The organism is Bradyrhizobium diazoefficiens USDA 110, from assembly GCF_000011365.1.
In the GTDB taxonomy this organism is placed as follows: domain Bacteria; phylum Pseudomonadota; class Alphaproteobacteria; order Rhizobiales; family Xanthobacteraceae; genus Bradyrhizobium; species Bradyrhizobium diazoefficiens.
In genome coordinates this window covers 7821326-7833154 of sequence record NC_004463.1, presented here as the reverse complement: position 1 = coordinate 7833154, position 11829 = coordinate 7821326, and the positions used below count along the sequence as shown (strand labels likewise).

Sequence of the window (11829 nt, the reverse complement as noted above, 5' to 3'; positions counted from 1 at the left end):
GTCAAGACAACGCGTCAAAACAAAATCCAATCGGCAAGGGATCGCGGCAGTTGCCGCGGTCCCGTCACTTGTCCCGGGGCGGCCGGACCTCGGTGACATGGCCCATCTTGCGGCCGGGGCGCGGTGCGCCCTTGCCATAGATGTGGATGGTCGCGCCCGGAACGCTCAGCCACTTCTCGTAATCGTTGATCTCGTCGCCGATCAGATTGGTCATGGTGACGATCTCGCCGTGGCGCACCGGCTTGCCGAGCGGCCAGCCGGCAATGGCGCGGATGTGCTGCTCGAATTGCGAGACGGAGGCGCCGTCGAGTGTCCAGTGTCCGGAATTGTGCACGCGCGGGGCGATCTCGTTGACCAACACCTTTGGTCCGGTGCCATTGGCGAGCACGAACATCTCCACCGCCAGCACGCCGACATAGTCGAGTGCGCTTGCGATCTTGCTTGCGATGCTGCGCGCCTCTTCGGCGAGCGCGTCCGGGATCGGCGCGGGCGCGCGCGATATCTTCAGGATGTGGTCGCGGTGCTCGTTCTCGGTGACGTCGAAACATTCCACCTGGCCCGCGACCGAGCGCGCGGCGATCACGGAGATCTCGCGCTCGTACGGCACGAAGGCCTCCAGGATCGCCGATTTGGTGGCGAGGCTGGTCCAGACCTTGGCGATGTCGTCGCCCGCGCGGATGATGGCCTGGCCCTTGCCGTCATAGCCGAAGCGGCGGGTCTTCAGCACGGCCGGAAGACCGATCCTTAAAATCGCCTCGCGCAACGAGGGGACGGAGGTGACGTCGGCATAGGCTGCGGTGCCGATGCCGAGCCGCGTCACGAAATCCTTCTCGGCGAGCCGGTCCTGGGTGGTCTCCAGGATCTTGCGGTTGGGCAACACCGGGCGGCGCGCGTCCAGCACCATCGCGGCGGCCGCCGGGACGTTCTCGAATTCGTAGGTGATGACGTCGACGTCGTTGGCGAACAGCTCGAGCGCCTCGACGTCGGCATATTCGGCGCAGGTCGCGTTCAGCACGACGTCGAAGGCCGGCGAGTCCGGATCGGGCGAGAACACCTGGCAGCGCAGTCCGAGCCGTGCCGCGGCCATGGCCAGCATCCGCCCCAATTGTCCGCCGCCGAGGATTCCGATGGTGTCGCCGGGCTTCAGCTTCACCTGCTTTGCGTCAGTCACGCCTTGTCCTCCGGGCGCTCAGCGACCGCCTCGGTCTGTGCCTTGCGCCAGGCGGCGAGGCGGTCGGACAAGGCTGGGTCGGACAGCGCCAGCACGGCGGCAGCAAGCAGCGCCGCATTGATCGCGCCGGCCTTGCCGATGGCAAGGGTGCCGACCGGGATGCCCGCGGGCATCTGCACGATCGAATAGAGCGAATCGACGCCCTTGAGCGTCTTCGATTCGACGGGAACACCGAAGACCGGGAGCTCCGTCAGTGCCGCCGCCATGCCCGGCAAATGTGCAGCGCCGCCCGCGCCGGCGATGATGATCTTGTAACCCGCCGCCTTGGCGCCCTTGGCGAAAGCGACCAGCCGGTCGGGGGTGCGGTGTGCCGAAACGATGCGGGTCTCGGCGGCAACGCCGAGCGCCTCGAGCGTGTCGGCGGCATGCCGCATCGTGTCCCAGTCCGACTGGCTTCCCATGATGATGGCGATCGGCGCGGTCATGACGTTAATTGTGCTCGGGAAAACAGAAACATAGGCCAGATTAACGGTTCCGGCCGGCGGCTCGCAAGGCGGTGGCAAGGAGAAGGGAATGCACTATCCTGTCTTGGTGAATCCCCGCAAGCCTTCATTGAGCAGGATGCCCATGAAGAAACCAAAAAGGGCGAGTGCTGCGAAGGCCAAAAAGGGCCGGAAAATCAGCGCCAGCCGGTCCAAACCTGCCACCAAGCGTCCGGCCAAGCCGCCGCGGCGCGGAGCGTCGCTTGATGGCACCAAGGATAGTGCAAAGATCATCCGCGGGCTGCGGAGCAAGCTCAAGGCGGCGGAGCGGCGGGTCGCGGAACTGGAAGCTGCCGCCGACACCGATTTCCTGCTCGAGATTCCGAACCGGCGCGGCTTCGAGCGCGAGCTCACACGCGCCATCGCCTACATGAAGCGCTATCGCGCCACCGGCGCGCTGATCGTGCTCGATGTCGATCGGCTGAAGCCGATCAACGATTCCTTCGGCCACGCCGCCGGCGACGAGGTGCTCAAGGCGATCGTCGGCGCGCTGACGCGGCAGGTCCGCGCCTCCGACGTGGTCGGCCGGCTCGGCGGCGACGAGTTCGCGCTGCTGCTGTGGAATCTCAACGAGACCGATGCCAAGGCGAAGGCCGCGGCCTTCGAGCAGACGATCGACGAATTATCCTTCGTCTTCCGCAGCCAGAATGTGACCGCGGGCGCCTCCGCCGGCGTCGCGTTGCTGGGGGCGCATTCCGACGCAGGCCGCGCCTTGGAGGAGGCGGATGCCGCAATGTATGTGCGCAAGGCGCGCCGGCGGCACGAGCCGCGGATCAGGCTGGTCAGCAACTGAGCATGATCCGGACCCGAAGGGCCGCGCTAGCGCAAAGTGTGCAGCGATTTTCCTCGCGACAAATGCGAAACGCGTTTGCGCGGAGATCATGCTCAAACAATAAATGCCCTACAACGTGGCCAGATCTTCCGGCACGTTGCCGAACTTGCGCAGCAGCGTCGCGTCGCCGAATTCGCCGGTCATGGGATCGCCGCTGCGGCAAAATGCGACCGCGCCGATGTGGCCGGCACCGCGCGCCAGAATCTCCGCGCGCCGCAGCGCGGCCGTCGAGGACTGACATTCCTCCGCGGCGCCCGCGACCGGCGATCCGTCGTCATCGATCAGGAAGGGCATTGCAACGTAGTAGGTGACGTCCGACATGGCGTTGCTCCGATCATCAACATCAGGCGGCGCTGCTCCGCGCCTTGCTGCGAGAGGTCTCCGGAATGCAGCCGGCTGAAATCGCCGCCTGCAATTCCTCGAACTCCGCCTCCAGATATTCGTTGGCCATGATCAGCGCCTTGATGGTGCTGCGCAGATTGCCGTCGCACATCGCGATCGCCTGATCGCAGGCCTGTTCATAATGGCTGTTGTCCAAAAGGGCGGTTGCCGACATCTGCGTTGTCCTTGCTAGGTTCCTTGGGCGTTTCTCTGGGGCGTTTCCTGGGGGCGTTTGGTGCCTGAATGTTCCTATTTTGTTCTTTTGGAGTCAAGAGGATTCACCCGGCTCGCCCCGCCGCGAAAAGCCCGCTGGGGATCAGGCGATGATGTCGGGCGTGATCTGGTCTTCGATGAAGGCGATGCGGTCGCGCAACAACAGCTTGCGCTTCTTCAGCCGCTGTAACCGCAATAGGTCGGGGGCAGGCGATTGATGCAGTGCATCGATCGCCGCGTCGAGATCTCGGTGTTCCTGCTGCAACCGGGCGAGCTCGGCTTCGAGTTCACTCTCGTCTTCATGGGTCATGTCTGCGGTGGCCGAAAAACCGATAGTCGTGAGATTAAGGCTGTGGATGCCCTGTGGAAATTATCGTCCTTGCGCGCCGTGACCGCAAGCGATCTCGGGCCGTCGCTCACCCATCTCTCGCAAGATATTTCGACGGTTCGCTGCGGCGCTGCGCAAGCGCATTGATATCATGGATTTTTCCCAGCGCGGTTCCTTACTCACGCTTCGTTACATATGAATTTTCAAAAATGACAAGGCGACGACGGATATCCATCGACAGAACGAATCGGTGATGTACACTTCGTCGTCCGGATCGAATCCAAGGTCACCCCTACCGAGGAGGTTTCGAATGACAATTCAGGCACATCTGGTTGAATTGGAACGGAAGCATAAAACTCTCGAAAACGAATTGCACGAAGCTCTCGTGCACCTTTCAACAGACGACCTGCAAATTGTTGAGTTGAAGCGCCGGAAGTTGATGGTCAAGGACCAGATCGAGCGTCTGAAGCACACTGGCGACACGCTTCACTAGTAAACCCCGTATTCAGCGTAGAGTTTGATCGTACCCCTTCAGGCAGGGGTGAGTGCTGTTGCGCTCATCCCTGTTGGAAGATGCGAAGCCGCGCAAGGACATTTGCGCGGCGTCCAGAGCTATTTCCGTTCCGACGGAATCGGAACGGAAATAGCTCCGGCTTCTTGTTTGGACGCGTTTTCTTCTTTGCGCGAAGTGGTATCCGCTTCGCTTGAAGACGCTTCAGATATTTGCGAGCTCGGCGACGTGATCGGCGATCGCGAGCGAGGACGTCAGTCCCGGCGATTCGATGCCGAACAGGTTGATCAGGCCTGCCACGCCGTGATCGCGCGGACCCTGCATCAGGAAATCCTGCGTGGCGACCGCCGGCGGCACGATCTTCGGGCGGATGCCCGAATAGCTCGGCATCAACGCGCCGTCAGGCAGCGTCGGCCAGTATCTCCGGATCGCCGGATAGAAGCGCTCGGCGCGTGACGGATCGACCTCGTAGTTGATCGTCTCGATCCACTCGACGTCAGGGCCGAAACGCGCCTGCCCCGCCATGTCCAGCGTCAGATGCACGCCGAGGCCGCCGGGCTCGGGCACCGGATAGATCAAGTGCGAGAACGGCGCCTTGGCGTTGCAGCTGAAGTAATTTCCCTTGGCCAGATAGGCCGGCGGAATCCGGTCCAGCGGCATGCCGTCGATATTGCGCGCCACCGTTGTCGCCGCGAGGCCCGCAGCGTTGACGAGGAGGCTGCATTGCAGCGCCATCGGTGCCTCGCCGCCGGCCTCGACCTCGATCATGCCGGCGGCCGCCTTGGCACGGATCAGCGGGGTGTGAAACGCGAAGGCCGCGCCGGCTTCCTCGGCCTCGCCGCGCAGCGAGAGCATGTAGGCGTGGCTGTCGATGATGCCGGTCGAGGGCGAGAGCAGCGCGGCGTCGCAGGCGAGCGCCGGCTCCAGCGCGCGTGCGGCCTCGCCCGTGAGCAACTGCATGTCGAGCACGCCATTGGCCTCGGCGTGCGCCTTGATCGATTGCAGCTTCTCGGTTTCCTTCGCATTGGTCGCGACGATCAGCTTGCCGCAATTCTTGTGCGGGATGCCGCGCTCGCCGCAGTAGCGGTAGAGCGCGTGCTTGCCGTTGACGCACATGCGCGCCATCCAGCTTCCGGCGCGGTAGTAGATGCCGGCATGGATCACCTCGCTGTTGCGCGAGGAGGTGATGGTGCCGATGGCCTCGGCTTCCTCGAGCACGATGACCTCGCGCCCGGCCTGGGCCAGCTTTCGAGCCACCGCGAGCCCGACCACGCCGGCTCCGATGACGATGCAGTCGACCCTATCCATGGTTGTGCAGGAGGTCCGCTGGAAGCGCCGGAGGCATCAAGCCCGGGAACGAGGGCGCGGGGTCATTTTCCGTTAAGGAAGCATTTATCATGTCAGGGCAATTGCCGTATTTAACGTGACATTTTTCTGTTGCGCGTACAGGCGTTTACCCGATCCAAACCCGTGAGGCCAGACAATCCGACGTTGAAATCGCGGGTGGCTGATGGCTGAGAAGAACTGGCACGCGGACAGCACGATTCTGATTGCTGTGCAGGCCGTCGTGTGCCTGGCCGGCACGGTCGCGCCTGCGCGTGCCTTTGCGCTGTCGGACAGCTTCGCCCCGCCGAGCTCGCTCGACAACCTCGATCCCAACCTGATCTGGGAAGCCCTGATCGGGGGCATCGTCGTCTGTGCGTTCCTGGTGGCAATCGCGTTGTGGATCCACTCCGCGCTGCGCCGGACCAGGCGGTTGCAGCTGCGGCGCAACGCCTTCGTCTCCTCCGCCATGAACAATCTCAACCAGGGCGTGGTGATGACCGATGCGCAGCGGCGCGTCATCTTCTGCAATGACCGCTATCTCGAGATCTATGGCCTGTCACGGTCGGATCTGTGGGCCGACATGAACGGCCACGACATCCTCGAGCTGCGGCGCAAGCGCGGGGTCCTTGGTGGCGTCTCCGATAAGGAATTCTACGAGAAGGCGGCAAGCGGCAACGGTCTGATCACCGAACTGCCTGACGGCCGGGCCATCCTGGTAAAATACTTCGTGCTGCCGAACGGCGGCTCGGTGGCGACGCATCTCGACGTCAGCGAGGAGCGCAGGCTGTCGCGGCAGCTCGCCTCGACCAAGCAGTTCCTGGAAACGGTGCTCGACAACGTGCCGGCCTGCGTTGCCGCGAAGAACATCGAGGACGGCTGCTACATCTTCGCCAACACCGCCTATGAGCGGTTCTGGGGGTTTACGCGGGACCAGGTCGTCGGCAAGAACGCGCGCGAGCTGTTTGCCCCCGTCTCAGCGGCCAGCATCGAGGCGACCGACCGGGCGGCGCTCAATTCGCCGGACGGCCAGTTCCGTAATGAGTTCGAGGTCGACCGCGGCGGTGAACGGCGCATGGTTGCCTCGATCCGGATCGTGGTCCGCAACGAGAACAACAAGCCCGAATTCCTGATGCTCGTGTTCGAGGACATCACCGACCGCCGCTCACTGTCGCAGGAGCTGGAGAGCACCAAGAAATTCCTCGAGCTCGTCGTCGACAACATCCCGGTGGCGCTGATCGTCGAGCAGGTCAAGGACGGCCGCTACCTGCTCGCCAACCGCAGCGCCGAGACGATCCTCAACCGCAGGCGCGAGGAAGCCACGGGCCTGACCGCGTCCGACATCTTCAATCCCAAGGAAGCCAAGCTGATCATCGCGCGCGACGAGGCTGCGATCAAGAAGCGCGGGATGATCACCGAGGAGCACCCGATCTCCACCAAGGACGGCCTGCGGCTGTTCCTGACCCGGCGCGCCACCGTGCTCAGCGATGCCGGCGAGCCGCAATACCTGATCAAGACCCACGAAGACGTCACCGACCGCCGGCAGACCGAGTCGCGCATGGCGCACATGGCCTATCACGACGGCCTCACCGATCTGCCGAACCGTGCCGCCTTCCTGCAGGCGCTGACTCAGATGATCGAGGCCTGCGAAGGCACCGGCGAGGAGTTCGCCGTCCTCTGCGTTGATCTCGACGGCCTCAAGGAGGTCAACGACGTCTTCGGCCATGCGCTCGGCGACAAGCTCCTGATCGAGGTGGCCCAGCGGCTCCAGGATTCCGCGCGCGGCGGCGTGGTGGCGCGCCTGTCCGGCGACGAGTTCGGCCTGATCATCGACGGCAAGCAGCCGGAGGCGGGTCTTGCGCTGGCGCAGCAGCTCGGCGAAGCCGTCGCGCGGGAATTCCAGATCGACGGCCGGCCAGTCCGTGCCGGCGCCACCACCGGCATGTCGATTTTCCCGCACAATGGCGCCGACGGCGCCTCGTTGCTCGCCAATGCCGGTGCGGCGCTGTTCCGCGCCAAGCAGAAATCGCGCGGCACGATCAGCCTCTACCAGCCGGAGATGGACCAGCAGATCCGCGATCGCCGCGTGCTGCATCAGGACCTGTCGATGGCGATCAAGAACGGCGAGCTCTCGCTCGCCTTCCAGCCGCAGGGGGCCGCCGGCCATAGCGTCGCCGAGAGCGAGATCATCGGCTTCGAGGCGCTGGCGCGCTGGCAGCATCCGGTGCGTGGCCAGGTCTCGCCGGCCGAATTCATCCCGATCGCCGAGGAGAGCGGCCTGATCGTCGAGATGGGCGAGTGGATCCTGCGCGAGGCCTGCCGCGAGGCGGCGTCCTGGCCGAAGCCGCTCCAGGTCGCGGTCAATCTGTCGCCGGCGCAGTTCATGCACGGCGACGTGGTCGGGCTGGTCCATTCGATCCTGATCGAAACCGGCCTGGCGCCCGGCCGGCTCGAGCTCGAGATCACCGAGGGCGTGCTGATCGAGGATTTCGACCGGGGCCTGGCGCTGCTGCGCCGGCTGAAGGCGCTCGGCGTGCGCATCTCCATGGACGATTTCGGCAGCGGCTATTCCTCGCTGAGCTATCTCCAGGCGTTTCCGTTCGACAAGATCAAGATCGACCGCGCCTTCATCATCAATCTCGGCCGCAACCCGCAATCGGCGGCGATCGTGCGCGCCGTCATCGATCTCGGCCACGGCCTCGAAATGTCCATCATCGCCGAGGGCGTCGAGACGCTCGACCAGCTCGCCTTCCTCGCCAAGGAGGGCTGCGACGGCGTGCAGGGCTACCTGCTCGGCAAGCCACTGCCGATCGGGAAGTATGCCGGCCTCGTCGGCCGCGCCGAAGCCATGGAGCTTGCGCTCAAGACCGGCTAGTGATGGGAGCGCTTCGTTTCGCTCGCTCTCGACGGCTTCATGGCGGATTACGACCTTGCGATCATCGGCGGCGGCCTGAACGGTGTCAGCCTCGCGCGCGATGCGGCCGGCCGCGGCCTGCGGGTCATTCTGTTCGAACAGGGCGATCTCGGCGGCGCCGCCTCGTCGGCGACGCCGCGGCTGATTCATGGCGATCTGTCGGTGCTGGAGCGCCGCGGGTTCTGGCGGGTGCGCCGGGCGCTCGCCGAGCGCCGGATCTGGCTCCGGATCGCGCCGCATCTGGTCCGGCCGATGCGCTTCGTGATTCCCGCCCATTCCGAGGAGCGTCCGCCATGGCTGCTGCGGGCCGGCCTGTATGTTTATGACGGCCTCACGAACCGGGGTGGCCTGCCGCCATCAGCGACCCTCGACATTACGCATCATCCGGTCGGCAACGCGCTGAAGCGTCCGTTCGGCACGGCGTTCGAATATTCGGACTGTGTCGTTGACGATTCCCGCCTGGTGGTGCTCACGGCGCTGGATGCCGCCGAACGCGGCGCCGCGATCCATACCGGGGCACGCTGCGTGCGCGCTGACAGAACCGACACATGGCGCCTCGCGGTGGTCGATCGCGGCCACCGCCGCACGATCACGGCGCGGGCGCTGGCCAACGCCACCGGTGGCTGGACGTCGATGGTGGCGGATACCGTGCTGCGGGAGCCGCAGCCCGCCATGGCCGCGATGCAGATGAGCCAGATCATCGTGCCGCGGCTGTTCGATTCCGAGAACGTCTACGTCTTCCAGAACAATGATGGACGGCTGATCTTCGCCCGGCCCCTCGAGCGCGATTTCACGCTGATCGGCACGGTCACGCACGCTTTCACCGGCGATCCTGCGATCGTCGCGATGCCGGGCGCCGACGTCAGCTATCTCTGCGAAGCGGCCAGCCGCTATTTCCGCGAGCGCGTCGCCCCGACCGACGTGGTCCGGACGGTCTCGGGCGTCAACCTGACGCTGGCGTCCGCGCGAGGACGCGACGGCACGGCGCTGTTCCATGCGCGCCGGCGCAAGGCGCCGCTGATCACGATGTTTGGCGGCGATGTCACTACTTCGCGCCTGCGTGCGGAGCGGGCGGTGACGCGGCTGACGCCGTTCTATCCGATGTCGCCGCCCTGGACCGACGGGGCGGTACTCCCCGGCGGCGATTTCGCCTGGGACCGTTTCGACACCGAAGTCGACCTCGCACGCGATCGCTGGCGCTTTCTCTCGGAGCCGGAGGCCCAACGCCTGGTCGCGGCCTACGGCTCGCGACTGCCGGCCGTGCTTGGCGAGGCCAGGACGCGCGATGAGCTTGGCCCAACCTTTGGCCCTGAGCTGACCGGCGCCGAGGTGCGTTATCTGATGAGCCACGAATGGGCGCGTTTTCCAGAGGACGTCTTGTGGCGTCGCTCCAAGCTCGGTCTGACCATGCCCAAGGCCGATCGTGATGGGCTTGCCGCGTTCATGGCGGATGTGAACGATCGCCCCGAACCGGTTGAGCAAAGGCCGATCGGCCGCTAGCGTGCGGCGGAATCGGGGTTGGCAGGGACCATGGCGGAAGAGTTGCCCGGAACGGACGTCGCGGCGGATACGGCCGCTGGAGCTGCATTTCCCGTAGCGGGTCAGCCGTTGCTGCGCATCGAGGGCGTCACCAAGACTTTCGGGACGTTCCGGGCCGTGGACGGTGTCTCGCTCGACATCAAGGCCGGCGAGTTTTTCGCGCTGCTCGGGCCTAGCGGCTGCGGCAAGACCACGCTGTTGCGCATGCTCGCCGGCTTCGAGGCGCCGGATGAGGGGCGTATCCTGCTTGGCGGCAAGGACATCGCGCAGGCGCTGCCGCATGAGCGTCCGATCAACATGATGTTCCAGAACTACGCGTTGTTTCCGCACCTCTCGGTGCGCGACAACATCGCCTTCGGCCTGAAGCGCGCCGGCTTGGCGCGCGCCGACATCGCCACGCGCGTTGCGGAGATGCTCGCATTGGTGAAGCTCGAGGGCCTCGAGAAGCGCAAGCCCGACCAGCTCTCCGGCGGCCAGCGCCAGCGCGTGGCGCTGGCCCGCGCTTTGGCACGCCGGCCGCAATTGTTGCTGCTCGACGAGCCGCTCGCCGCGCTGGACAAGAAGCTGCGCGAGAGCACGCAAGGCGAGTTGATGGAGCTCCAGCGCCGGCTCGGCATGACCTTCATCATCGTCACCCACGATCAGGAAGAGGCGATGACGATGGCGAGCCAGATCGGGGTGATGAAGGCCGGCAAGCTCGCCCAGGTCGCGAGCCCCCGCGAGCTCTACGAGGCGCCGCGTTCGCGCTGGATCGCGGAGTTCGTCGGCGACATCAATCTGTTCGACGCCGAGTCCAGATTGCGCGACGGCCATCGTCTGGTCATCGGCACGCGTGATGCGGGGACGCTGGTGGTGGCCGAGCCGCGCGAGCCGGTCGGCGCGGGAAAATTGTCGGTCGCGATCCGTCCCGAGAAGGTCAAGCTGTCGCGCCGCGGCCCGGTGAGCGAGGCAGGTTATGAAACGGCGATCAACCGGCTGGACGGCGTGATCGCCGACATCTGCTATCTCGGCGGCACCACCACCTACAAGGTGAAGCTCGACACCGGCGGGATGGTGCAGGCGTCCGTCGCCAACAGCGCGCGCCTCGACGTCGACGCCTACAGCCTGAACCAGCACGTGGTCGCCTGGTTCACGCCCGACGACTGCGTGGTGCTGCCGTCATGAGCGGACGCCGGATCTTCGCGCGACCGGCGCGCTTCGCCGCGATCGCCCCCTATGTCTGGATGGTGCTGCTCTTCCTGGTGCCGTTCGCCTTCGTGCTGAAGATCAGCCTGTCGCAGACCGCGATCGCGCAGCCGCCCTACGAGCCGGTGTTCGACCTGGCGGCGGGATGGGAATCGCTAAAGGCGGCCTTTGCCGCGCTGTCGCTCGACAATTTCAGGCTGCTCGGTTCCGACGACATCTATGTGTACGCCTATGTGCGCAGCCTGACCGTCGCGGTCACGGCGACGGCGCTGCTGCTCCTGATCGGCTATCCCATCGCCTATGGCATGGCGCGGTTGCCGAAGCGCTGGCAGGCGGTGGCGATGGTGCTGGTGATCGTGCCGTTCTGGACCTCGTTCCTGATCCGCATCTATGCCTGGATCAACATCCTCCAGCACGACGGCCTGCTCAACCAGATCCTGCTCGCGCTGCATCTGGTCAGCCAGCCGGTGGTGTGGCTCTCCACCGATACCGCGATGTATATCGGCATCGTCTACTCTTATCTTCCATTCATGATCCTGCCGCTCTATGCCACGCTCGCCAAGATGGAGCCGGCGCTGGAGGAGGCGGCCTCCGATCTCGGCGCGCCGCCCTGGCAGGTGTTCTGGCTCGTCACCTTCCCGCTGTCGCTGCCCGGCGTCGGCGCCGGCGTGCTCTTGTGCTTCATCCCCATCGTCGGCGAGTTCGTGATTCCGGACCTCCTGGCCGGCTCCAATTCGCTGATGATCGGCCAGACCCTGTGGCTCGAATTCTTCACCAACAAGGACTGGCCGGTCGCTTCCGCAGCGGCCATCGTGCTGCTGGTGGTGCTGCTGGTGCCGCTGTTGCTGTACGAACGGCTGCAGAAGCGACAACTGGAACAGGGGCGGTGA

General features: G+C 65.1%; 12 protein-coding genes. 6 read left to right on the top strand and 6 right to left on the bottom strand.

All coding sequences use genetic code 11. From position 1 onward, the window contains the following. Positions 1-64: 64 nt before the first annotated feature. Both BJA_RS36070 and purE read right to left on the bottom strand, forming a co-directional pair. A complete protein-coding gene (locus BJA_RS36070; RefSeq protein WP_011089852.1) occupies positions 65-1171 on the bottom strand; it encodes a 5-(carboxyamino)imidazole ribonucleotide synthase in 1107 nt (368 codons plus the stop codon). Next, complete coding sequence (gene purE / locus BJA_RS36065) at positions 1168-1656, bottom strand: 5-(carboxyamino)imidazole ribonucleotide mutase (RefSeq protein ID WP_011089851.1); 489 nt, start codon at positions 1654-1656, stop codon at positions 1168-1170. Before purE ends, BJA_RS36070 begins: the two co-directional genes overlap by 4 nt. A gap of 142 nt (positions 1657-1798) precedes the next feature. Between purE and BJA_RS36060 the strand changes: the two genes are divergently transcribed. Continuing rightward, positions 1799-2506: a GGDEF domain-containing protein gene (locus tag BJA_RS36060; RefSeq protein WP_162494150.1), complete on the top strand. Its 708-nt coding sequence runs from the start codon at positions 1799-1801 to the stop codon at positions 2504-2506. A gap of 108 nt (positions 2507-2614) precedes the next feature. On the opposite strand, the gene BJA_RS36055 is transcribed toward BJA_RS36060, so the two are convergent. The 3 genes from BJA_RS36055 to BJA_RS36045 form a co-directional block, all read right to left on the bottom strand. Beyond that, positions 2615-2866 (bottom strand): hypothetical protein, encoded by a 252-nt coding sequence (locus BJA_RS36055; protein ID WP_011089849.1) that lies wholly within the window; start codon positions 2864-2866, stop codon positions 2615-2617. 22 nt (positions 2867-2888) lie between these two features. Beyond that, positions 2889-3101, bottom strand: coding sequence for a hypothetical protein (locus tag BJA_RS36050; protein ID WP_011089848.1), 213 nt, complete (start codon positions 3099-3101; stop codon positions 2889-2891). Between the two features lie 141 nt (positions 3102-3242). Further along, positions 3243-3449: a YdcH family protein gene (locus BJA_RS36045; RefSeq protein WP_011089847.1), complete on the bottom strand. Its 207-nt coding sequence runs from the start codon at positions 3447-3449 to the stop codon at positions 3243-3245. A gap of 328 nt (positions 3450-3777) precedes the next feature. On the opposite strand from BJA_RS36045, the gene BJA_RS36040 reads away from it, so the two are divergent. Then, positions 3778-3960 (top strand): YdcH family protein, encoded by a 183-nt coding sequence (locus tag BJA_RS36040; RefSeq protein WP_008131172.1) that lies wholly within the window; start codon positions 3778-3780, stop codon positions 3958-3960. Between the two features lie 222 nt (positions 3961-4182). On the opposite strand, the gene BJA_RS36035 is transcribed toward BJA_RS36040, so the two are convergent. After that, positions 4183-5286 carry an NAD(P)/FAD-dependent oxidoreductase gene (locus BJA_RS36035; protein WP_011089845.1) on the bottom strand — a complete coding sequence of 368 codons (1104 nt, stop codon included), beginning with the start codon at positions 5284-5286 and terminating at the stop codon, positions 4183-4185. A 202-nt stretch (positions 5287-5488) separates the two neighbouring features. On the opposite strand from BJA_RS36035, the gene BJA_RS36030 reads away from it, so the two are divergent. From BJA_RS36030 to BJA_RS36015, 4 genes are read left to right on the top strand one after another with little or no spacing between them, the layout of a single operon-like run. Beyond that, a complete protein-coding gene (locus BJA_RS36030; protein WP_011089844.1) occupies positions 5489-8176 on the top strand; it encodes a sensor domain-containing protein in 2688 nt (895 codons plus the stop codon). A gap of 39 nt (positions 8177-8215) precedes the next feature. Next, complete coding sequence (locus BJA_RS36025; protein WP_011089843.1) at positions 8216-9715, top strand: glycerol-3-phosphate dehydrogenase; 1500 nt, start codon at positions 8216-8218, stop codon at positions 9713-9715. A 30-nt stretch (positions 9716-9745) separates the two neighbouring features. Then, positions 9746-10918 carry an ABC transporter ATP-binding protein gene (locus BJA_RS36020; RefSeq protein WP_011089842.1) on the top strand — a complete coding sequence of 391 codons (1173 nt, stop codon included), beginning with the start codon at positions 9746-9748 and terminating at the stop codon, positions 10916-10918. After that, positions 10915-11829: an ABC transporter permease gene (locus tag BJA_RS36015; RefSeq protein WP_011089841.1), complete on the top strand. Its 915-nt coding sequence runs from the start codon at positions 10915-10917 to the stop codon at positions 11827-11829. The genes BJA_RS36020 and BJA_RS36015 overlap by 4 nt, the downstream gene beginning before the upstream one ends.

Coding starts and splice junctions, on each gene's coding strand:
- purE (WP_011089851.1), bottom strand. CDS start 1,656: ATGACCGCGCCGATCGCCATCATCATGGGAAGCCAGTCGGACTGGGAC.
- BJA_RS36060 (WP_162494150.1), top strand. CDS start 1,799: ATGAAGAAACCAAAAAGGGCGAGTGCTGCGAAGGCCAAAAAGGGCCGG.
- BJA_RS36055 (WP_011089849.1), bottom strand. CDS start 2,866: ATGTCGGACGTCACCTACTACGTTGCAATGCCCTTCCTGATCGATGAC.
- BJA_RS36050 (WP_011089848.1), bottom strand. CDS start 3,101: ATGTCGGCAACCGCCCTTTTGGACAACAGCCATTATGAACAGGCCTGC.
- BJA_RS36045 (WP_011089847.1), bottom strand. CDS start 3,449: ATGACCCATGAAGACGAGAGTGAACTCGAAGCCGAGCTCGCCCGGTTG.
- BJA_RS36040 (WP_008131172.1), top strand. CDS start 3,778: ATGACAATTCAGGCACATCTGGTTGAATTGGAACGGAAGCATAAAACT.
- BJA_RS36035 (WP_011089845.1), bottom strand. CDS start 5,286: ATGGATAGGGTCGACTGCATCGTCATCGGAGCCGGCGTGGTCGGGCTC.
- BJA_RS36030 (WP_011089844.1), top strand. CDS start 5,489: ATGGCTGAGAAGAACTGGCACGCGGACAGCACGATTCTGATTGCTGTG.
- BJA_RS36025 (WP_011089843.1), top strand. CDS start 8,216: ATGGCGGATTACGACCTTGCGATCATCGGCGGCGGCCTGAACGGTGTC.
- BJA_RS36020 (WP_011089842.1), top strand. CDS start 9,746: ATGGCGGAAGAGTTGCCCGGAACGGACGTCGCGGCGGATACGGCCGCT.
- BJA_RS36015 (WP_011089841.1), top strand. CDS start 10,915: ATGAGCGGACGCCGGATCTTCGCGCGACCGGCGCGCTTCGCCGCGATC.